The following is a 20,617-nucleotide window of genomic DNA, read 5'->3' as shown; positions in this document are numbered from 1 at the left end:
GCCAGGGATGGCCCTTCGCGGCGGGCCCCTGAAACTTCGCTTCAACGAGGGAATTTTTCGCCTAAGCGAAAAACCGGATGTCCGGGGCAAGCCTTTTGGTTACTTTTCGGCGTTTGGAAAAGTAACTCGCCCGAGGGGGCGAAACCGAATGCATCCGCGCACGCCGAAGCGGCGCAAAACTCCTAACCCGAAGCAAAAGCATCGCGGACAAAGTCCGCTCCTACGCAACCATGAACTCCGTCACCGACCTGTAGGAGCGAGCGGGACGCCATCGTTATTGCTCGCAAACCGCCAGCCGGCCACGCCGGCATCGCCAGCACAAACGCTGATCACCACGGCGCCGGCCCGCCAAACAGCTGCCCCTGCACGCCCTGGATCCCCATCTCCTTCAGCACGCGGAACTCCCCCGCCGTCTCCACGCGCTCGGCGATCAGCGGCAGGTCGATGCTGTGCGCCGCGCGCTGCATGGCCTCGATGAACAGCCGCTTGTCGTTCTCCTGATCGATATGGCGGATATGGCTGCCATCGACCTTGAGGTACGCCAGCCCCAGCCGCGCCAGGTTGCCGATCATGCTGAAGCGCCCGCCGAAATGCTGCAGGCTGAGGCGATAACCCAGCTCGCCAAGGCGGCGGGTCAGCGCTTCGAGCACCGGTTGCGCCGGCAACTGGTCTTCTTCCAGCTCCAGGGTCAGGCGCCCGGCGAATTGCGGGTGCTGGCGCAGCAGGTCGAACACACGGGTGGTCGCCCATTCATCGCGCAGCAGCGCAGCGGACAGGTTCAGCGCCAGCGGGCGGTTGTGTTTGGCCATGTCGGCCAGCACGCTTTCGAGCATCAGCAGGTCCAGCCGCGCGGTCCAGCCGAAGCGGTCCAGCCAGGGCAGGAAGCGCCCGGCGGCGATGCTGCCGCCCTGCCCGTCCGGCAGGCGCGAAAGCACCTTGTAATGCAGCACCACCTGCGGGTCGGCGCAGGACACCACCGCCTGGAAGTGCAACTGGAAACGCTTGTGCATCAGCGCCTCGTCCAGCAGTTGGTGCCAGCTGTGGCGCTCCTCGGCAACCGGCTTGGCGCCACCCTGGAGGAAAGCCCAGCAGCTGTCGTTCTGCCGCTCGGCCTGCACCAGCGCCTCGTCCGCGCGCTGCAACAGCACCTGCGCCGACTCACCGGAAACGAACGGCACCAGCCCCAGGCAGGCCACCGGGCTGACATCGCTGGCACCGGTGGTGACCAGCGCAGCAAGCATGCCTTCAAGGCGCATTGCCAGCGCTGGCGCGTCCTCGGGCATCAGCCCCGGCGCCAGCATCACGAACTCGCCGCCACGGCTGCGCGCCAGGGTCAGACCGGCGCCCAGGCCCTGCCCGGACAGGCGCAGCTGGTCGGCCACCGCCTTGAGCAACTGGTCGACGCGCTGGCCACCCAGGCGCTGGTTCAACCCGGCCAGATCGTTGACCCGCAGCACCAGCAGCACGCCGCTGCTGACCTGGTCCTCGGCACTCAGCCGGTTGTTCAGCTGCATGTCGAAGAAGCGTCGGTTGCCCAGCCCGGTCAGGCTGTCCTGGTAGGCCTCGTCGCGCAGGCGTTCGCTGCGCTGGGCCTGCTCCTGGAACAGCGCCTTGAGTTTCTCCACCATCTGGTTCATGGCCTGCACCACGCGGCGCAGCTCGGGGGTGCGCGGCAGTTCCGGCAGGCTGAGGAATTCGCGACGGGCGATGGCGTGGGACTGCTCCACCATATAGTCCAGCGGCTTGAGCTGGCGGCGCAGCAGGAAGGCGCCGAGCACGGCGCTGGCGATGCCGCACAGCACCAGCCAGAGCAGGCTGCCCAGGGCACTCTGCCAGAGCTTGGCGATGGCGAACATCGGGTGGCTGAGCACCTCGACCCGCGCTGCCTGGGTCCAGCCGCGGCTGACAATGGCGTCGCCACCGGCCGAGTGCAGGTTGATCAGCGCGATGAACCACTGCGGCACCTTGGCCGCCACCGCGTCGGGCACCCCGGTGCGCTCCACCATGACCTTGCCGGTGGCCAGGTCGATCACCCGGATGCTCTCGAAGTAGCCGCTGTCGAAGATCGAGCTGACCATCAGCTCGACCATCGCCGGGTCATCGATGTTCGGCGTCAACGACAGGCCCAGCGCGGTGGCCGCGTCCTGAGCGTGGGAGCGCAGCTGGTTGCCGTACTGCTCGCGCGAGCTTTCCAGGCCGACCATGAAGCTGCCGCTGAAGGCGACCACCAGGAACAGGCAGATGGCGATCAACAACTGTTTGAACAGGGACATCGTGTCTCCAGGCTCCCCCCGCGGGAGCTATGCGTGTCGGTGCAGCTATGGATTCCGCGGCTACTCGTCCAGAGGGAAGCCTTCGGCCTTCATCTTCTTCAGCAGGTCCTGCCAGCGCGACAGGCGCTTGCTGTCGCCCACCTGCTTGCCGCCGCCCGCGCCATTGCCGGCGAGCCACAGGCCCTCGCCGTTGAACGCGTAGACCGGCTGCAGGTCGCTGCGCTGGCTGGCCGGCAGGATGCTGCCGATCAGGTTGTCCAGCACCAGCGGCACGGCGTCGGGCCGTGGGTAATACGTGAGCACCATGTGCGCCTGGTTCAGGCGCAGCGCCTTGACGTAGGTAATGCGCAGCTTCTGTGCCGGCACGCCCAGGTGTCGCAGGCTGATGTACTTGGCGATGGCGAAATCCTCGCAATCGCCGGCCCCCTTGAGCAGCGCCTCCACCGGCGTGGCCCAGTAATCCACTTCGTGCCAGAGGCTCAGGTCATCGGTGAAGCGCAGCTGGTCGTTGAAGAAGCGATTGACCGCCTGCAGCTGGTCGCGTTCCGAAGAAGCGGACTGCTGCGCGAGCAGCTTCTGCCAGGCATCGATGCGCACCTGGCCATCCCCCAGCGGCCCGTAAAGCCGAGTGGATTGCTGGCTGATCAGGTTGAAGTCCCACTCGACCTGCTGCGCCCCCGCCAGGACGCCGAGCGACGTCACCAGCACCAGGACCAACGGCCCCGGCCAGCAACGACGCAACACCCTGGAACAACGGCTGAGCACGATCGCGACTACTCGACTGCGAGCGCCGGCAACCAGCTGCGGGCGCAGGGGTGGCATGGTGCAGACTGAGCGCGAAAAAAACAATGGCACAATGCAATCATCGCATTGTGCCATCCAGGAGAAACGCGGTCTGGCGGGGACAGGCCGCGCGGGTCAGGAAGGGATCAGCTCTTCTGCGGCGGGGTGACGATGTCGAACCAGAAGTTGAAGTCTTCCAGCATGCCGAACAGCTTGGCCAGCAGCAGCGGGTTGCCCGAGCTCTTGAGCTTGCCCTCGAACACCAGACGCACCGGCGAGACCTGCTTGAGCATCAGGCGGTTGAGGTCGGCGCGGTCGATGGTCACGGTCTGCCCGGCGTTCTCGCTCTGCACGCCCCTGATGTTGTTCAGGTGCGAGTTCTTCAGCTCCAGCAGGTACTGCTCGTTCTTGTCCGGCAGCACCAGGTTGATGGCGAAGTCCTCGCCCTCGGCCTTCTCGGCGTTCAGGCGCACGCCGAGGTAGTCGAACAGCAGGCCGGTATCCATCGCCGCCAGCGCATCGGGGCTGCCCGATTTCATGGTCGGCATGTCGCGCGGCACGCCATTGCGCAGTTCCTGCGCGGCCGTCAGGTAGCTGTTGCGCCAGCCGGCGTTCTCCGCCTGGTAGCCGAGCTGCTCCAGGGCATCGGCCTGCAGGTTGCGCGCGGCCTGGTTACCCGGATCGGCAAAGACCAGCTTGTTGACCACTTCCACCACCCAGCGGTACTCGCCCTTGTCGAACGAAGCCCTGGCCATCTGCAGCAGGTGATCGGCGCCGCCCATGAACTCGACGTACTTCACCGCCGAGTCCTCCGGCGCCAGCGGGTTCAGGGTCGCCGGGTTGCTGTCGTAGTAGCCCAGGTACTTGTTCACCACCGCGCGCACGTTGTGGCTGACACTGCCGTGGTAGCCGCGGTTGAACCACTCGTTGGCCAGCTCCGGCGGCACTTTCAGGCGCTCGTGGATCTGATTGATGGTCACCCCGTTGTTGGCCAGGTGCAGGGTCTGGTCGTTCAGGTAGCCGTACATGTCACGCTGCTTTTCCAGGGTGCGGACGATGTCCTCGTGCCCCCAGCGCGGCCAGTTGTGCACGGCGAACATCACCTCGGCCTTGTCACCGAAACGGTGCAGCGCCTCGTTGATGTACTTGCTCCAACCCAGCGGGTCGCGGGTCTCGGCGCCGCGCAGGGTGTAGAGGTTGTGCAGGGTGGCGGTGACGTTCTCGGCCATCAGCAGCGCCTTCTGCTGCGGCAGCCAGACGTTCATCTCCGCCGGCGATTCGGTGCCCGGGGTGTTCTGGAAGGTGAAGGGCACGCCATCGATGTCCATCTCCACCAGCGAACCGTCGACGGTCTTGGTCGGCGCGATGATGGTCATCGGGCCCTTGGCGACGGCCTTGCCGATGGCCATGTCGACGTGGCCTTCCGCGCCCTGCGGCAGCATGGTGCCGTACTGGTAGGTGGCGCGACGCAGCATGGCGTTGCCGGCCAGCACGTTCTCCTTGATCGCCGCCTCCATGAAGCCCTTGGGCGCGATGATCTGCACCTCGCCCTTGTCGACCTGCTCCTGGGTCACCAGCCCCTTCACCCCACCGAAATGGTCGATGTGCGCGTGGCTGTAGATGATCGCGCGGATCGGCTTCTGCCCCAGTTCCTGGCTGACCAGGGCGTAGGCAGCCTTGGAGGTCGCCGGGGTGGTCAGGGTGTCGATGACGATCCAGCCGGTCTTGCCTTCGATGAAGGTGGTGTTGGCCAGGTCAAAGCCGCGCACCTGGTAAATGCCGTCGGTGACCTTGAACAGACCGTAGCTCAGGTTCAGCTGGGCCTGGCGCATCAGGCTCGGGTTGACGCTGGCGACGTCCCTGGCGGCCTTGAGGAAGTCGTAGCCGCCCAGTTGCCAGGCGACGCTGCCGTCCTCGTTCTTGATCACCAGGTTCTCGGGGCGCTTGATCAGGCCCTTCTCCACCCGCTCGAAATCGGCGCGGTCACTGAACGGCAGCGACTGACGCACCTGCTCCTGGGCGGTCTGGGTGAAGGAAGTCGGCGGCTTGGGCTGTTCGGCGGCGAGCAGCAGGCCAGGGCAGAGGCTGGCGAGCAGCACAGCAGCGGAAAGACGGGACATCGGAGAGCTCCGGTAATTGTAGTTGTGCTCGCACTATGCCGGCCGTCGCGCTAATAATTCCAATGCATTCCAATTTCACAATCAATGCAGGAAGCGCATGAGCGATCTCCGTCAGCTACGCCACTTCGTCGCCCTTGCCGAGCACGGTCACTTCGCCCGCGCCGCCGATGCGGTGAATCTCAGTCAACCCGCTCTGTCACGCAGCATCCAGGCGCTGGAAGGCCAGCTGAACTGCCAGCTGGTGGACCGCAACCCGCGCGGCGTCACCCTTACCGCCCACGGCCGGCTGGTGCTGGAGCATGCGCGCCGGTTGCTGGCCGGTGACCGTGCGCTGAAGAATGCGGTGCTGCAACTGGCCGACCTGGAAACCGGCGAACTGCGCCTGGGCGCCGGCCCCTTCCCCGGCGCGCGGCTGATGCCGCAGGTGCTCGCGCGCTACAGCAGCGCGCACCCGCGAGTGTCGATCCTGCTGTCGATCGAGAACTGGAGCGAGCTGCACCAGCGCCTGCTGGACGACGAGCTGGAACTGTTCATCGCCGACTACCGCGAACTCGAAGGCGACAGTCGCCTCGACATCCTGCCGCTGCGGGTGCACCGCGGCGTGCTGTTCTGCCGGCCAGGGCATCCGCTGATCGGCAGCGTACCGTCGGTGGAGCGCGTGCTCGACTATCCGCTGGCCGGACCGCGCCTGCCTCGCGACGCCCACCAGGGGCTGGCGCGCACCCTCGGCCGCGAGCAGCCGCTGAGCGTGCAATGCGATGACGTGCTGATGCTCAAGGAGCTGGTCAAGGGCAGCGACGTGCTCTGTCTGGCCACCTGGGATGTGGTGGCCGCGGAGGTGCAGGCCGGCAGCCTGGCAGTACTGCCCTGGCCGGGCAGCGGCGAAATCGCCGGGCGCGGCTCCGCCTATGCCCTGGTTCGCCATGCCAGCCGCAGCCTGTCGCCTGCGGCCAGCCAGTTCGTCGAGTTGTTGCTGGAGGAAGACGCGGCGTTCAACGCCGCGTCGTGAGCGCTTTGGGTGGGCTGGCGTGGAGCCAGGCGATATCCATCAGGACCCTGCCTCAACGGCGCCAGCCCTGGTACGGGCCACCGTAATAGGCCGGCGGCGGCGCCGGACGGTAGTAGTGCGGCCGGTCGTGCCAGCCACGATCGTGGTCATGCTCGTAGACCACGCAGCCGGTCAACGGAAGGATCATCAGTACAGCAGCGAAGAAACGACGCATGGCGCCTCCATCAGGCGAGCCGGCCGCCCCGCCGGGATGCGGGGCGTACATTCTTCCGGTCTCACAAGATCAGACACATCTGTCAGACAGCGGTGCCGCGTCGAAAGGTAAAGCTTGGGTAAATCAGCCGTTTACCGTGGCCAGCCGGCGAACCTTGCGGCTCTGCAGGTGCAGCACGCCGAACAGCAGTACCTGCACCTGCTCCAGCCAGGAGCGCCGGCGCGCCAGCAGCAGCACCTCGCCCACGTGCACCACCAGCAGGATTGCGGACAGCCACAGCAGCGGGCGATGCAGCTCGCCGAAGGGATAGATCAGGTTGAGCACGGCGGCGACCCAGAACATGGACAGCGCGCCCTTGGCGAAGCTCAGCAACTCGGACATGGCGATGGATTCCTCGAGGATGAAGGTCGCTGCAGTCTGCCGCCCGGCGCGTCCGGCACGCTCCTGCCTTTCGACTGGCCCCGCGCACCAGGATGCGGCGTGACGCTTCATTTGAGGGCGGACGAACGCCCCGGCATGCAGCGAATTATCCGCCGCGATCCAGCGCAGCCCTTCTGTCCCGGCACTTTCGCCAACTTGGCACGCCGCTCGCTTTGCAAGTGCTGTGCAGGAGAGATCCGAACCATTCGGACAGCGGCACCACAATCTGACAATGGATGACTAGGGTTCCGGCTCGCGCAGCGAGTGACTGGTCCGAGAGTCATCGACCTCCAGCGAGGTTACACGGCGGGACAAAAGCCCGGGAGACGAGAGCGACAAGTGCCGCCCGACTCCTGCCTGCCCGCCAATCGACTGGAGATGCTCCATGCGCAAGCCCCTTCTGACCGCCCTGTTCGCCGCCGGCCTCGCCGCCTTCAGCCTCTCCGCCCCTGCCGCCGCGAAGAACAGCTTCAACCTATGCTGGACCCTCTACGCCGGCTGGATGCCCTGGGAGTACGCGGCCAGCCACGGCATCGTCGACAAGTGGGCGAAGAAGTACGGCATCGAGATCAAGGTCACCCAGCTCAACGACTACATCGAGTCGATCAACCAGTACACCGCGGGCCAGTTCGACGGCTGCACCATGACCAACATGGACGCCCTGACCATCCCCGCCGCCGGCGGCGTCGACTCCACCGCACTGATCGTCAGCGACTTCTCCAACGGCAACGACGGCATCGTCATCAAGGGCGAAGGCAAGACCCTGGCCGACCTCAAGGGCATGAACGTCAACCTGGTGGAGCTGTCCGTCTCCCACTACCTGCTCGCCCGCGCCCTGGAGAGCGCCCGCCTCAGCGAGAAGGACGTGAAGACGGTGAACACCTCCGACGCCGACATCGCCGCCGCCTTCAACACCGACGACGTGCAGGCCGTGACCACATGGAACCCGATGCTCGCCGAGGCCCGCGCCAAGCCGGGCACCACCGAGGTGTTCAACTCCAGCCAGATCCCCGGCGAGATCATGGACATGATGGTGGTCAACAGCGCTGTCCTGAAGGACAACCCCGCCCTGGGCAAGGCGCTGACCGGCGCCTGGTTCGAGACCGTGGCGCTGATGCAGGGCGAAAGCGCCGAGACCCGCGCCGCGCTGGAACACATGGCCAAGGCCTCGGGCACCGACCTGGCCGGCTACCAGAGCCAGCTCGCCACTACCAAGCTGTTTGCCACGCCCAAGGAAGCACTGGCCTTCGCCACCAGCCCGAAACTGCCGGCGACCATGGACAAGGTCGCGGCCTTCTCCTTCGCCCACGGCCTGCTCGGCGAGGGCGCGAAAAGCGCCGAAGCGGTCGGCATGAGCTTCGCCGCCGGCCTCACCACCGGTGACGCGCAGAACCTCAAGCTGCGCTTCGACCCGACCTACGTGCAGATGGCGGCGGACGGCAAGCTCTGAGGCGCCTTCATATGGCATCTCATTTCACTCCTGAAGCCCCTCTCCCCCGCCCTCTCCCTGAAGGGAGAGGGAGCTGTCCGTGCCGGCTGACGCCATGGTTTCAACCTGCACAGAACGGTCCCCTCGCCCTTCAGGGAGAGGGTTAGGGAGAGGGCGCTTCACACGGAAAACCACTGGTACGACCCATGCGCCTGATCAACCGAACCCCCGACCGCAGCGGCCGCCTGTTCCTGGTGCTGCTGCCCTTCGCCCTGCTGCTGTTCGCCTACTTCGCAGGCTCCACCTCGCGGCTGGCGGAGAACCCCAACGACAAGCTGCTGCCCAGCGCCGCGCAGATGGCCGACGCGGTGAACCGCCTGGCCTTCAGCGAAGACAAGCGCACCGGCGAAGTGCTGTTCTGGCAGGACACCGGTGCCAGCCTGCAACGCCTTGGCATGGGCCTGTCCATCGCCGCCCTGCTCGGCCTGGTGCTGGGCATCGCCGCCGGCAGCGTGCCGCTGTTCGGCGCGCCGCTCTCGCCGCTGCTCACCGTGCTGTCGATGATCCCGCCGCTGGCGATCCTGCCGGTGCTGTTCATCGTCTTCGGTCTCGGCGAGCTGTCCAAGGTGGTGCTGATCGTCATCGGCGTCGCCCCCTGCATCGCCCGCGACATCGAACAGCGCGCCCGGGAAATCCCCCGCGAACTGCTGATCAAGGCGCAGACCCTGGGCGCCAGCACCTGGACGCTGATCCTGCGCGTGGTGCTGCCGCAGCTGATGCCGCGCCTGCTGATCTCCCTGCGCCTGATGCTCGGCTCGGCCTGGCTGTTCCTCATCGCCGCCGAGGCCATCGCTTCCACCGACGGCCTGGGCTACCGCATCTTCCTGGTGCGCCGCTACCTGGCCATGGACGTGATCCTGCCCTACGTGGTGTGGATCACCGCGCTGGCCTGGCTGATGGACTGGGCGCTGCGCGCGCTCACCCGGCGCGCCTTCCCCTGGTATGAAGGAGGCAGGGCATGAGCTTCATCCAGGTGAAGAACGTCTGGCAGGAATACGACGGCAACGTGGTGCTCGAACGCCTGAACCTCGACGTGAAGGAAGGCGAGTTCTGCACCCTGGTCGGCGCCTCCGGCTGCGGCAAGTCCACCTTCCTGCGCCTGCTGCTCGGCCAGGAGCGTCCCAGCCGCGGGGAGTTGTTGCTCGAAGGTCAGCCGCTGGCCGCCGAGCCCGACCCTAGCCGTGGCGTGGTGTTCCAGCGCTACTCGGTGTTCCCGCATCTATCCGTGCTCGACAACGTCGCCCTCGGCCTGGAATTGCCACGCTCGCCGCTACTCGGCCGGCTGTTCGGCAGCGCCAAGCGCGAGGCCCGCGAGCAGGCCGCCGAGCTGCTCCAACGCGTCGGCCTTGGCCATGCACTGCAGCAGTACCCGAGCGCCCTGTCCGGCGGCATGCAGCAACGCCTGGCGATTGCCCAGGCGCTGGTGATGAAGCCACGCGTGCTGCTGCTCGACGAACCCTTCGGCGCGCTGGACCCGGGCATCCGCAAGGACATGCACGCCCTGCTGCTGGAGCTGTGGCAGGAAACCCGGCTCACCGTGTTCATGGTCACCCACGACCTCGCCGAGGGCTTCAGCCTGGGCACCCGCCTGCTGGTCTTCGACAAGGTCCGCCACGACCCGCAGGCGCCCACTGCCTACGGCGCCCGCATCACCTACGACATCCCGCTCAACGCCGACCGCCGCGCTGCCCGCGCCGCCCTGCCGGCCACGCTCGCCGCGCGCCTGCAACCGGCCGCCGAGCCCGCGATCACGCCGGCCTACCAAGGAGCCCGCCATGAACGAACTGCGCACCACCCTCTATGAAGAAACCGTCCCCGGCGGCGGCCACACGTCCTTCGTCCTCAAGCGCGGGCAACTCCTGCGCCTGACCGACCTGGAAGGCGGCGGCAATGTCAGCGTGCTGCTGTTCAACGCCGCCGAGAAAAGCGAGCGGCTGAACCTGCCCGACAGCCTCAAGTGCCAGCACACCGCACGCCTCGGCGCCGGCCACTGCCTGTACTCGGACATGGGCCGCGTGCTGGCCGCCATCACCGCCGACACCTGCGGCTGGCACGACAGCTTCGGCGGCGTGCTCAACGCCGCTGAAGTGCAGGAGAAATACGGCGCCGGCCGCTACCAGGAACTGCGCAACGGCTTCCACCGCAACGGCGTGGACAACCTGCTGGTGGAAATGGGCAAGTGGGACATGCGCCTGCAGGACCTGCTGATGTGCCTGAACCTGTTCAGCCGCGTGGACGTCGACGCCGACGGCTGCTTCCGCTTCGCCCAGGGCAACTCGAAGGCCGGCGACTACGTCGAGCTCTACGCGCCGATGGACACCCTCGTCGTGCTCACCGCCCTGCAGCACCCACTGGACCCGAACCCGCAATACGCGCCCAAGCCCATCGGCCTGACCTGGCAGCAGGTCGCCGCCGATGGCATCAGCGTGCTCTGCCGCACCTCGCGCGCGGAGAACGGCCGCGGCTTCCACAACACCGAACGCCAGTACCTGTAAGGAGCGCGAGCATGCCCATCGTCCCCAGCGACAAACACCCCGAAGCCTGCGTCTCGCGCACCCTGATCCCCGCCGGCGAACCCAGCCTCACCGAGCTGAAGGCCGGGCAGACCCTGCGCATCCTCGACCTGGAAGGCAACCAGGCGGTGGACACGCTGTTCTTCAGCGCCGCCAACCCGCGCGAGCGCTACGACGTGCAGCGCACCCTGCGCAAGCAGGGGCAGGTCTACCTCAGCGCCGGCAGCGTGCTCTGGTCCAACCTCGGCAACCCGATGCTGACCCTCACTGCCGACACCTGCGGCCGCCACGACACCCTCGGCGGCGCCTGCGCCCAGGAGAGCAACACCGTGCGCTACGCCCTGGACAAGCGCTACATGCACAGCTGCCGCGACAACTTCCTGCGCGCCAGCCTGCACGACGGCCGCCTGACCAAGGCCGACATCAGCCACAACATCAACTTCTTCATGAATGTGCCGGTCACCGCCGAAGGCGGCCTGACCTTCGAGGACGGCATCTCCGGCGCCGGCAAGTACGTCGAGCTACTCGCGCACATGGACGTCATCGTCCTGATCTCCAACTGCCCGCAGCTCAACAACCCCTGCAACGGCTGGAACCCGACCCCGGCGGAGTTGCTGGTATGGGACTGACCTTACGCGTGCGCCAGTGGCTGTTCGCGCTCTGCCAGAGCCGCAGCGCCCAGTGCAGCCCGACGCTCCGAACAGCCCCCTCTCCCGCTTGCGGGAGAGGGCGGGGGGAGAGGGAACGCCCAGCGCCATAGCAAGGGCCCCTCTCCCCAACCCTCTCCCTGAAGGGAGAGGGAGCAGTACGCAGCAGGGCCCAGGCCCCGGCGGTGGACGGCCACCGCCAGATACGAATTCGACAGGACGACCTGTCCCGCATGGGGAAGCCTCCATGTTCGACAAACTGCTCATCGCCAACCGCGGCGCCATCGCCTGCCGCATCCTGCGCACCCTGCGAGAGCTGCACGTAGACGGCGTGGCCGTCTACTCCGAAGCCGACGCCGCCAGCCTGCATATCCAGCAAGCCGCCCAGGCCATCAGCCTTGGTGAAGGCCCGGCGTCGAGCACCTACCTGGTGGTCGAGAATATCCTCGCGGCCGCCCGCGACAGCGGCGCGAAAGCGATCCATCCCGGCTACGGTTTCCTCTCCGAGAACGCCGCCTTCGCCGAAGCCTGCGAGGCTGCCGGCATCGCCTTCGTCGGCCCGACGCCGGAACAGCTGCGCCTGTTCGGCCTCAAGCACACCGCCCGCGCGCTGGCCCGCGAACAGGGCGTGCCGATGCTCGAAGGCACCGACCTGCTGGAAGACCTCGACGCCGCCCTGCGTGCCGGCGAGCAGGTCGGCTACCCGGTGATGCTCAAGAGCACCGCTGGCGGCGGTGGCATCGGCATGCGCGTGTGCCGCTCGGCGGACGAACTGCGCGACGCCTTCGACGCCGTGAAGCGCCTGGGGCAGAACAACTTCAGCGACTCCGGCGTGTTCATCGAGAAGTACATCCAGCGCGCCCGCCACCTGGAAGTGCAGGTGTTTGGCGATGGCCAGGGCGAGGTGATCGCCCTCGGCGTGCGCGACTGCTCGGTGCAGCGGCGCAACCAGAAAGTGCTGGAGGAAACCCCGGCGCCCAACCTGCCCGCCGGCATGGCCGAGGCTCTCTGCGCAGCGGCGATCCAGCTGGCGAAAGCGGTCAGCTACCGCAGCGCCGGCACCGTGGAATTCGTCTACGACAGCGAAGCGCAGCGCTTCTATTTCCTCGAAGTGAATACCCGCCTGCAAGTCGAACACGGCGTCACCGAGCAGGTCTGGGGCGTCGACCTGGTGCGCTGGATGATCGAACTGGCCGCCGGCGACCTGCCGCCCCTGGGCGAGCTGGCAGCCTCGCTGAAACCCAGCGGCCACGCCATCCAGGCGCGCCTCTATGCCGAAGACCCGGGCCGCGACTTCCAGCCCTGCCCCGGCCTGCTCACCGCCGTGCGGTTCCCGCCGGCCGACGGCAAGGCGCTGCGCATCGATACCTGGGTCGAGGCCGGCTGCGAGATCCCGCCCTACTTCGACCCGATGATCGCCAAGCTCATAGCCTGGGCGCCGACCCGCGAGCAGGCCAGCGCCGACCTCGACCGCGCCCTCGGCGAAAGCCAGCTCTACGGGGTGGAATGCAACCGCGACTACCTGCGGCAGATTCTCACGGACACTCCCTTCGCCAGCGGCTCGCCCTGGACCCGCTGCCTGGAGGGCCTGCGCTACCACGCGCAGACCTTCGAAGTACTCAGCGCCGGCACCCAGACCAGCGTGCAGGACTACCCCGGCCGCCTCGGCTACTGGGCCGTGGGCGTGCCGCCGTCCGGGCCGATGGACGACCGCGCACTGCGCCTGGGCAATCAGTTGCTGGGCAACCCCGAAGGCGCCGCCGCGCTGGAAATCACCATGAGCGGCCCGACCCTGCGCTTCAACACCGACGCAGTGGTCGCCATTACCGGCGCGGCGCTGCCGATCAGCCTGGATGGCGTCGAGCAGCCGATGGACACCTCGCTGTTCATCGCCGCCGGCTCCACCCTCAGCCTCGGCACCGTTGGCGGCGCCGGCACACGCAGCTACCTGTGCCTGCGCGGCGGCCTGCAGGTGCCGGACTACCTGGGCAGCAAGAGCACCTTCACCCTCGGCCAGTTCGGCGGCCACGGCGGCCGCGCCCTGCGCGCCGGCGATGTGCTGCACCTGGTCGAACTGGCAGACGACAGCCACGGCGCCAGCCTGCCTGCCGAACTGCGCACCGAGCTACCGGCCGTGCGGCAAATCCGCGTGGTCTACGGCCCCCACGGCGCGCCGGAATACTTCACCCCGGCCTACATCGAGACCTTCTTCGCCACCGATTGGGAAGTGCACTTCAACTCCAGCCGCACCGGCGTGCGCCTGATCGGCCCGAAGCCGGAATGGGTGCGCGAGAGCGGCGGCGAGGCCGGCCTGCACCCGTCGAACATCCACGACAATCCCTATGCCATCGGCGCGGTGGACTTTACCGGCGACATGCCGGTGATCCTCGGCCCGGACGGTCCCAGCCTGGGCGGCTTCGTCTGCCCGGTGACAGTGATCGAAGCCGATCTCTGGCAACTCGGCCAGCTCAAGGCCGGGGACAAGGTGCGGTTCCTGCCCGTCGACATCTCCACCGCCCGCGCGCTAGCGGCTCTTCGTAGGACCGAGGGGGGCGCCTCAGCCCTTGCTCGCGAACCGCATGCCACCAGAATGCCAAGCGAAACTCCGTTCGCGAGCAAGCTCGCTCCTACAGGTGTACAAGCCAGCTCTGCAGCCACTGGACTCACCTCCCCCATCGTCCTCGACCTCGGCCAGGACGACACCCGCCTGGTCGCGCGCCTCTCCGGCGACACCCACCTGCTGCTGGAAATCGGCCAGCCCGAACTGGACCTGGTCCTGCGCTTCCGTGCCCACGCGCTGATGCAGGCGCTGGAGGCGAAGGACTTGGCCGGGGTGATCGACCTCACCCCCGGCATCCGCTCGCTGCAGGTCCACTACCAGCCGGAAACCCTGCCGCTGCAGAGCCTGCTGGAAACCGTCGGCGGCCTGTGGGACGCCGTCTGCGCCGCGCAGGACCTCAAGGTACCGTCGCGCATCGTGCACCTGCCGCTGTCCTGGGACGACCCGGCCTGCCAGCTGGCCATCGAGAAATACATGACCACTGTGCGCAAGGACGCGCCCTGGTGCCCGAGCAACCTGGAGTTCATCCGCCGCATCAACGAGCTGCCCGACCTGGAGGCGGTGTACCGCACCGTGTTCGAGGCCAGCTACCTGGTGATGGGCCTGGGCGACGTCTACCTCGGCGCGCCGGTGGCCACGCCGCTGGACCCGCGCCACCGCCTGGTGACCACCAAGTACAACCCGGCGCGCACCTGGACCGCGGAAAACTCCGTGGGCATCGGCGGCGCCTACATGTGCGTCTACGGCATGGAGGGCCCCGGTGGCTACCAGTTCGTCGGCCGCACCCTGCAGATGTGGAACCGCTACCGCGAGGTCGCCGCGTTCGACGGCAAGCCCTGGCTGCTGCGTTTCTTCGACCAGGTGCGGTTCTACCCGGTGTCCGCCGAGGAGCTGTTGCGCATCCGCCGCGACTTCCCGCTCGGCCGCTACCCGCTGCGCATCGAGCACAGCGAACTGCGCCTGGCCGACTACCAGCAGTTCCTCGCCGAGGAAGCGCAGAGCATCGCCGCCTTCCGCAGCCATCAGCGCGCCGCCTTCGATGCCGAGCGCGAACGCTGGATCGCCTCCGGCCAGGCGCACTTCGAGAGCGAGGAAGCTGCCGTCGACACAGGCGAGGACGCCCCGCTCAGCGCCGGCCAGCACGCCGTCGAAAGCCACATCGCCGGCAACCTCTGGCAGGTGCAGGTGGAAGCCGGCGCCAGCGTGAAGGCCGGCGACATCCTGGTGATCCTCGAATCCATGAAGATGGAAATCCCCCTCACCGCCCCGCGCGACGGCGTGGTGCGCGAGGTCCGCGTGCAGCCCGGCTCGCCGGTGCGCGCCGGGCAGCGGGTGGTGGTGATGGAGGAGGCATGAGCATATCTGCCAAGAACACAGAGCCCCTCACCCCAACCCTCTCCCGCAAGCGGGAGAGGGAGTCGTTCGGAGCGAGAGGCAACTTCCGACTTCTCCTGAAAACTCATCGTTAGACCGCGCGCCGGACCGCTCTTCCCCCTCTCCCTTCAGGAAGAGGGCCGGGGAGAGGGCAGCCGCCCAGCACAGGAATCCCAACCATGCCCAGCACCTTCGACCTCCGCCTCGCCAGCCTGCGCACCGCCTACCGCGAAGGCCGCGCCACGCCGCGCCAGCTGATCGCCGAGCTGCGCAACAAGGCCGCCGCGCTGAACCCCGACTACCACCTGTTCATCCACCTGCTCAGCCTGGAAGAACTGGAGCCTTACTTCGCCGCGCTGGAGGAGAAGTCCCCCGAAGCGCTGCCGCTCTACGGCATCCCCTTCGCCATCAAGGACAACATCGACCTCGCCGGCATCCCCACCACCGCCGCCTGCCCGGCCTTCGCCTACACACCGGAGGTCTCGGCGACGCTGGTGCAGCAGCTGGTCGACCTGGGTGCCATCCCGCTGGGCAAGACCAACCTCGACCAGTTCGCCACCGGCCTCAACGGCACCCGCTCGCCCTATGGCGAATGCCGCAACAGCGTGCTGCCGGAGTACCCCTCGGGCGGCTCCAGCGCCGGCTCTTCGCTGGCCGTGGCGCTGGGCGTCGCGAGCTTCGCCCTGGGCACCGACACCGCCGGCTCCGGCCGCGTGCCAGCGGCGCTCAACGGCCTGCTGGGGCTCAAGCCGAGCAAGGGCCTGCTGTCCAATACCGGTCTGGTGCCGGCCTGCCGCACCCTGGACTGCATCACCTACTTCACCGCCAGCGCCGCCGAGGCCAGCGAGCTGCTGGGGCTCACTGCCCGGCTCGACCCGCTGGACGGCTACAGCCGCGCCAATCCCGCCTGGAACGACGCCAGCGCCTTCGGTGCGCCCAAGTCCTTGCGCTTCGGCGTGCCCCGTGCCGACCAGCTGGAATTCTTCGGCTGCCACGAAGGCCCGGTGCTGTTCACCGACGCCCTCGACCAACTCAAGGCGCTGGGCGGCGAGGCTCGGGAGATCGACTTCGCCCCCTTCCTCGAAGCCGCGCGCCTGCTCTATGAAGGCCCATGGGTAGCCGAGCGCTACAGCGTGGCGGGCGAGCTGATCGAGCGCGACCCGCAAGCCGTGCTGCCGGTAATCCGCGACGTGCTGGCGAAGGCTCCCGGCGCCACCGCCGTGCAGGCGTTCCGCGCGCAGTACCGGTTGCAGGAACTCAAGGCGCAGTGCGACGCGATACTCGCCGACCTCGACTGCGTGCTGACGCCCACCATCGGCCGCCCGGTGACCCTCGACGAACTGCACGCCGAACCGGTGCAGCGCAATGCCGAGCTGGGCTACTACACCAACTTCATGAACCTGCTGGACTACGCCGCCGTCGCCGTGCCCAGCGCGATCATGGTCAACGGCCTGCCTTGGGGCGTGACGCTGTTCGGCCGCGCCTTCACCGACCAGTACCTGCTCGGCGTGGCCGACGCCCTGCAGCGCCGGCACAACCTGCCGCTTACCGGCGGCAATGCGATCGTCCCGTCTTCCTCCGCCACCCCGGCGCGCAACGACCGTGCACGCCTGGTGGTGTGCGGCGCGCACCTCGATGGCCTGGCGCTGAACTGGCAGCTACGCCAGCGCGGTGCGCGCCTGCTGCGCGCCACCCGGAGCGCCCCGGCCTACAAGCTCTACGCCCTGGCCGGCGGCCCGCCGCTGCGCCCCGGCATGCTGCGCGTGGCCGACGGCGGCGTGAGCATCGAAGTGGAAGTCTGGGAGCTGCCCAGCGCCGAACTGGGCTCCTTCCTCACCGGTATCCCGGCGCCGTTGGGGCTGGGCAAGGTGCAGCTGGGGGACGGCAGCTGGGAGACCGGTTTCATCTGCGACGCCTGGGGCCTGGACGACGCCGAGGACATCAGCCATTTCGGCGGCTGGCGCGCCTGGCTGCAGAGCCGGAGCTGATTGTTGCAGGGTCTCGTAGGGCGCATAACGCGCCAGCGTTATCCGCCGCGCAAGGTCGGCGGATAACCTGTTCCAGGTTATTCGCCCTACGTATCTGCGACGCGCCGCAACCCGATCCACGCGCAGGAGCGGACTCCGTCCGCGATGGCCCGTCCCGGCGCAAATGGTTATCGGGATACCCATGGAACCCCGCCCCGCCACCAGCTAGAGTCGAAGCATCACCCGCCGCAAGGACCGGTCATGCCCGACCTCAGCCACCAGCAGGCGCAGCACCGCGTCGACGATATCCTGGCCTTCGACCGCGAGCTGCGCCGCCTGCACGACGAAGGCGCCCTCGTCCTCGATACCAACCAGCGCGACCGCCTGCATGACCATCAGCAACGCCTGCTCGCCGACTACCGCGCGCGCTTCGACATCGACCGCGACAGCCAGGACCACCGCCTTTCCCTGGGGATGCGCATCGCCTCATTCCTTGGTGCGCTGGCCCTGGCGGCGAGCCTGTTCTTCCTGTTCTACCAGTTCTGGGGGCTGTTCGCGGAAACCGCCCAGGTCGTCACGCTCATCGCCGCCTCACTGATCAGCCTGCTGCTGACCCTGTTCCTGCAACGCCGCGATGCCTCCGGCTACTTCGCCAAGCTCGGTGCCATGCTGGCCTTCGCCTGCCTGGTGCTGAACGTCGTGATGATCGGGCAGATCTTCAACCTCACGCCCTCGGACAAGGCCCTGCTGCCCTGGGCCGCCTATGCCCTGCTGCTGGCCTACACCTGCAATACCCGCCTGCTGCTGGCCACGGCGCTGATCTGCGTGATGGGCTACGTCGCCGCGCGGGTCGGCACCTGGAGCGGCGTCTACTGGCTGGATGTGGGCGAGCGCCCGGAGAACTTCTTCCCCGCCGCGCTGCTGATCTTCCTCGTCCCCTCGTTCATCACGCAGCAGCGCTTCGACGGTTTCGCCGCGATCTACCGGGTATTCGGCCTGCTCGGGCTGTTCCTGCCGATGCTGGTGCTGGCCAACTGGGGCGGCAGCAGCTACCTGCCGCTGGGCTTCGCCACGGTGGAGAACCTCTACCAGGTGCTCGGCTTCATTGCCTCGGCGCTGGTCATCTGGCTGGGCGCGCGCCGCGAGTGGCCGGAAGTGGTGAACACCGGGCTGACCTTCTTCGTGATCTTCCTCTACACCAAGTTCTTCGACTGGTGGTGGGAGGTGATGCCCAAGTACCTGTTCTTCCTCGTGCTGGGCCTTTGCGCCGTGCTGATCCTGCTGGTGCTGCGGCGCCTGCGCCGTGCCCACGGCCTGCTGGGAGGGACCTCGTCATGAACTGGACGCGCCCCCATGCCCTGGTCGGCGGCGTCGGCCTGATCCTGCTGGTCAACGCCGTGGCCCTGGGCGGCGTCGCCTGGAACCGTTCGGCCGAGCCCGAGAGCAGACTGCCCCTGAGCCAGCGCGAGCTGATCCGCAACACCACCTGGCACAACGAGAACAGCGGCCTGAGCCTGCGGTTGCGCTGGCGCACCCCCACCCGTGATGAAGGCACCCGGCACAACCGCGGCTGGCTGCCGGCCATCGACGGGCAGAAGATGGCCAGCCTGGGCTTCAGCATGCCCGCGCAGGTGGACGACGACAGCGCCCGGCGCTTCGGCCGCCAGCAGTCGCGCGACGCCCTGCTGGTGCTGGAACTGGCCGGCCCGCTGTACGAGCGCGAAGTGCAACTGACACGCAAGCGCCTCGACGAGGCCCGCCAGGCCGCCGACGCCGCGCCGCAGAATGCGCGCCTGGCGGACGAGCGCGACTTCATCCGCCGCGAACTGGACAGCGAAGAGAAGAGCGACACGCGCCTGCTGCTCAAGGACGTCGGCCTGGACCTCCAGGCTCTGCGCAGCCGCTATCCCGACCGCGAGCGCTACCTGATCATCCATGGCCGCGTGCGCCCCATCGCCAACTACTACCAGCACATCTGGACGCTGGGCGGCACCGCCAGCGACATCGGCTCCGACAGCATCAACGTGCCCTACCAATGGCGTGAACGCCTGGACGAGATCACCGCGCAGCCGCACCGGACGGCGGATGGCCTGCCCCAGCCCTTCGTCGCCGACGTCGCCTTCGGCCGGCGCCTGGAGCCCTGGATCGAACGCATCGACATCCCCTGACCGGCAACCGCCGCGCCGATCCGAATCCGCTTGCGCGATACGGGTCGGCGCTGCACCCTGTGCGCCCGCCTCACCGCCGACATCCGCCCTGACCGGCCATGAACGACATCACTCCCGACCCCAGCCGCTGCCCGCTCTGCGGCCAGTCCAACCGCTGCACCCAGGCCGATACGACGCTGCAGGGCCAGGACTGCTGGTGCTTCAGCGCGCCCATCGAACGTGCGGCGCTGGAGCGCATCCCGCCGGAGCTGGTCGACCGCGCCTGCCTGTGCCCGCGCTGCGCCGCCGGGCTGAAGGACGCCGGAAACGCCTGATGCGTCTGGACCGTTTCATCGCCAACCTGCCTCACCTGAACCGCCAGCAGGCCCGCCAGCTGCTTGCCGAGGGCCGCCTGCGGGTGGATGGCCAGGTGGTACGCGATGGCCGCCACGAGGTGCGCGAGTTCTCCCGCGTGGAGTTGGACGATGACCTGCTGCAGGCCGGCAAGCCGGCGCGCTACTTCATGCTGCACAAGCCCGCCGGCTGCGTCAGTGCCACCCGCGACGCCGAGCACCGCACCGTGCTCGACCTGCTGGACGAGCCGGACAAGCACGAACTGCACATCGGCGGCCGCCTGGACTACAACACCACCGGCCTGCTGCTGATCACCAACGACGGGCAATGGTCGCGGCGCATGACGCTGCCGGGACGCAAGCTGCCCAAGGTCTACTACGTCGAGACCGAAGACCCGATCGAGGAGCGCTACATCGCGACCTTCGAGCAGGGCCTGTACTTCGCCTTCGAAGACCTCACCACCCTGCCCGCACAACTGCAGATCCTCGACACCCATGCCGCGCGCCTGACCCTGCACGAAGGCCGCTACCACCAGGTCAAGCGCATGTTCGGCCACTTCCAGAACAGGGTGACGCGGCTGCACCGCGAAAGCATGGGCAGCCTCGCCCTCGATCCGGACCTGCAGCCCGGCGAATACCGCGCACTGAGCGCCAGCGAAATCACCGAGCTCGACCTGTAGGAGCGGACTCCGTCCGCGCTTGGCATCCGCGCTGAAGAAATCGCGGATGAATGCGCTCCTACAATCCA

17 protein-coding genes and 1 riboswitch are annotated in these 20,617 nt (G+C 67.7%); of the genes, 12 read left to right on the top strand and 5 right to left on the bottom strand.

The genetic code is table 11. The features are described from left to right. Positions 1–329: 329 nt before the first annotated feature. From lapD to J2T47_RS28575, 3 genes are all read right to left on the bottom strand, one after another. Positions 330–2,273 carry a cyclic di-GMP receptor LapD gene (lapD, locus tag J2T47_RS28585; RefSeq protein ID WP_253454069.1) on the bottom strand — a complete coding sequence of 648 codons (1,944 nt, stop codon included), beginning with the start codon at positions 2,271–2,273 and terminating at the stop codon, positions 330–332. A gap of 60 nt (positions 2,274–2,333) precedes the next feature. Further along, a complete protein-coding gene (gene lapG / locus J2T47_RS28580) occupies positions 2,334–3,038 on the bottom strand; it encodes a cysteine protease LapG (protein WP_253454067.1) in 705 nt (234 codons plus the stop codon). A 164-nt stretch (positions 3,039–3,202) separates the two neighbouring features. Further along, entirely contained in the window at positions 3,203–5,176 is a 1,974-nt protein-coding gene (locus J2T47_RS28575) for an alkyl/aryl-sulfatase (protein WP_253454065.1), read from the bottom strand. A gap of 97 nt (positions 5,177–5,273) precedes the next feature. Here J2T47_RS28575 and J2T47_RS28570 point away from each other — a divergent pair, with 97 nt between their 5' ends. Next, positions 5,274–6,185, top strand: a complete 912-nt coding sequence (locus J2T47_RS28570; protein WP_253454063.1) for a LysR family transcriptional regulator — start codon at positions 5,274–5,276, stop codon at positions 6,183–6,185. Between the two features lie 52 nt (positions 6,186–6,237). Here J2T47_RS28570 and J2T47_RS28565 read toward each other — a convergent pair whose 3' ends face one another. Further along, positions 6,238–6,399, bottom strand: a complete 162-nt coding sequence (locus J2T47_RS28565) for a hypothetical protein (RefSeq protein ID WP_253454061.1) — start codon at positions 6,397–6,399, stop codon at positions 6,238–6,240. A gap of 123 nt (positions 6,400–6,522) precedes the next feature. Continuing rightward, positions 6,523–6,780: a DUF1145 domain-containing protein gene (locus J2T47_RS28560; protein ID WP_253454059.1), complete on the bottom strand. Its 258-nt coding sequence runs from the start codon at positions 6,778–6,780 to the stop codon at positions 6,523–6,525. Positions 6,781–7,048: 268 nt separating this feature from the next. After that, a riboswitch (guanidine-I (ykkC/yxkD leader) is annotated at positions 7,049–7,147 on the top strand. 57 nt (positions 7,148–7,204) lie between these two features. Between J2T47_RS28560 and J2T47_RS28555 the strand changes: the two genes are divergently transcribed. From J2T47_RS28555 to J2T47_RS28505, 11 genes are all read left to right on the top strand, one after another. After that, positions 7,205–8,269: a putative urea ABC transporter substrate-binding protein gene (locus J2T47_RS28555; protein WP_253454057.1), complete on the top strand. Its 1,065-nt coding sequence runs from the start codon at positions 7,205–7,207 to the stop codon at positions 8,267–8,269. Between the two features lie 185 nt (positions 8,270–8,454). Further along, the gene (locus J2T47_RS28550; protein WP_253454055.1) at positions 8,455–9,270 is read left to right on the top strand and encodes an ABC transporter permease; all 816 of its coding nucleotides are present in this window, start codon (positions 8,455–8,457) and stop codon (positions 9,268–9,270) included. Then, a complete protein-coding gene (locus J2T47_RS28545) occupies positions 9,267–10,112 on the top strand; it encodes an ABC transporter ATP-binding protein (protein ID WP_253454053.1) in 846 nt (281 codons plus the stop codon). The genes J2T47_RS28550 and J2T47_RS28545 overlap by 4 nt, the downstream gene beginning before the upstream one ends. After that, complete coding sequence (locus tag J2T47_RS28540) at positions 10,084–10,803, top strand: urea amidolyase associated protein UAAP1 (RefSeq protein ID WP_253454051.1); 720 nt, start codon at positions 10,084–10,086, stop codon at positions 10,801–10,803. The genes J2T47_RS28545 and J2T47_RS28540 overlap by 29 nt, the downstream gene beginning before the upstream one ends. Positions 10,804–10,814: 11 nt before the next feature. After that, entirely contained in the window at positions 10,815–11,450 is a 636-nt protein-coding gene (locus tag J2T47_RS28535; RefSeq protein ID WP_253454049.1) for an urea amidolyase associated protein UAAP2, read from the top strand. Between the two features lie 265 nt (positions 11,451–11,715). Continuing rightward, positions 11,716–15,384, top strand: a complete 3,669-nt coding sequence (uca, locus tag J2T47_RS28530; protein WP_253454047.1) for an urea carboxylase — start codon at positions 11,716–11,718, stop codon at positions 15,382–15,384. Positions 15,385–15,581: 197 nt separating this feature from the next. Beyond that, on the top strand, positions 15,582–17,390 hold the full coding sequence (gene atzF / locus J2T47_RS28525; RefSeq protein WP_253454045.1) for an allophanate hydrolase: 1,809 nt from the start codon (positions 15,582–15,584) through the stop codon (positions 17,388–17,390). 240 nt (positions 17,391–17,630) lie between these two features. Further along, positions 17,631–18,707: a DUF2157 domain-containing protein gene (locus J2T47_RS28520; RefSeq protein ID WP_253454043.1), complete on the top strand. Its 1,077-nt coding sequence runs from the start codon at positions 17,631–17,633 to the stop codon at positions 18,705–18,707. After that, entirely contained in the window at positions 18,704–19,537 is an 834-nt protein-coding gene (locus tag J2T47_RS28515; RefSeq protein ID WP_253454041.1) for a DUF4824 family protein, read from the top strand. Before J2T47_RS28520 ends, J2T47_RS28515 begins: the two co-directional genes overlap by 4 nt. A 98-nt stretch (positions 19,538–19,635) precedes the next feature. Continuing rightward, complete coding sequence (locus J2T47_RS28510) at positions 19,636–19,851, top strand: cysteine-rich CWC family protein (RefSeq protein WP_253454039.1); 216 nt, start codon at positions 19,636–19,638, stop codon at positions 19,849–19,851. Next, positions 19,851–20,549, top strand: coding sequence for a pseudouridine synthase (locus J2T47_RS28505; protein WP_253454037.1), 699 nt, complete (start codon positions 19,851–19,853; stop codon positions 20,547–20,549). The genes J2T47_RS28510 and J2T47_RS28505 overlap by 1 nt, the downstream gene beginning before the upstream one ends. Positions 20,550–20,617 lie beyond the last annotated feature (68 nt).

The organism is Pseudomonas nitroreducens, from assembly GCF_024170165.1.
Classification (GTDB): domain Bacteria; phylum Pseudomonadota; class Gammaproteobacteria; order Pseudomonadales; family Pseudomonadaceae; genus Pseudomonas; species Pseudomonas nitroreducens_C.
Note: the sequence above shows the minus strand (reverse complement) of the source record. Positions and strands in the feature narration are given on the sequence as shown.

Bases quoted from the DNA above. Each gene is read 5' to 3' on its own strand.
- J2T47_RS28575 (WP_253454065.1), bottom strand. From the start codon at position 5,176: ATGTCCCGTCTTTCCGCTGCTGTGCTGCTCGCCAGCCTCTGCCCTGGC.
- J2T47_RS28560 (WP_253454059.1), bottom strand. From the start codon at position 6,780: ATGTCCGAGTTGCTGAGCTTCGCCAAGGGCGCGCTGTCCATGTTCTGG.
- J2T47_RS28545 (WP_253454053.1), top strand. From the start codon at position 9,267: ATGAGCTTCATCCAGGTGAAGAACGTCTGGCAGGAATACGACGGCAAC.
- atzF (WP_253454045.1), top strand. From the start codon at position 15,582: ATGCCCAGCACCTTCGACCTCCGCCTCGCCAGCCTGCGCACCGCCTAC.
- J2T47_RS28515 (WP_253454041.1), top strand. From the start codon at position 18,704: ATGAACTGGACGCGCCCCCATGCCCTGGTCGGCGGCGTCGGCCTGATC.
- J2T47_RS28520 (WP_253454043.1), top strand. From the start codon at position 17,631: ATGCCCGACCTCAGCCACCAGCAGGCGCAGCACCGCGTCGACGATATC.
- J2T47_RS28570 (WP_253454063.1), top strand. From the start codon at position 5,274: ATGAGCGATCTCCGTCAGCTACGCCACTTCGTCGCCCTTGCCGAGCAC.
- J2T47_RS28565 (WP_253454061.1), bottom strand. From the start codon at position 6,399: ATGCGTCGTTTCTTCGCTGCTGTACTGATGATCCTTCCGTTGACCGGC.
- J2T47_RS28505 (WP_253454037.1), top strand. From the start codon at position 19,851: ATGCGTCTGGACCGTTTCATCGCCAACCTGCCTCACCTGAACCGCCAG.
- lapD (WP_253454069.1), bottom strand. From the start codon at position 2,273: ATGTCCCTGTTCAAACAGTTGTTGATCGCCATCTGCCTGTTCCTGGTG.
- J2T47_RS28555 (WP_253454057.1), top strand. From the start codon at position 7,205: ATGCGCAAGCCCCTTCTGACCGCCCTGTTCGCCGCCGGCCTCGCCGCC.
- J2T47_RS28510 (WP_253454039.1), top strand. From the start codon at position 19,636: ATGAACGACATCACTCCCGACCCCAGCCGCTGCCCGCTCTGCGGCCAG.
- J2T47_RS28550 (WP_253454055.1), top strand. From the start codon at position 8,455: ATGCGCCTGATCAACCGAACCCCCGACCGCAGCGGCCGCCTGTTCCTG.
- J2T47_RS28535 (WP_253454049.1), top strand. From the start codon at position 10,815: ATGCCCATCGTCCCCAGCGACAAACACCCCGAAGCCTGCGTCTCGCGC.
- J2T47_RS28540 (WP_253454051.1), top strand. From the start codon at position 10,084: ATGAACGAACTGCGCACCACCCTCTATGAAGAAACCGTCCCCGGCGGC.
- uca (WP_253454047.1), top strand. From the start codon at position 11,716: ATGTTCGACAAACTGCTCATCGCCAACCGCGGCGCCATCGCCTGCCGC.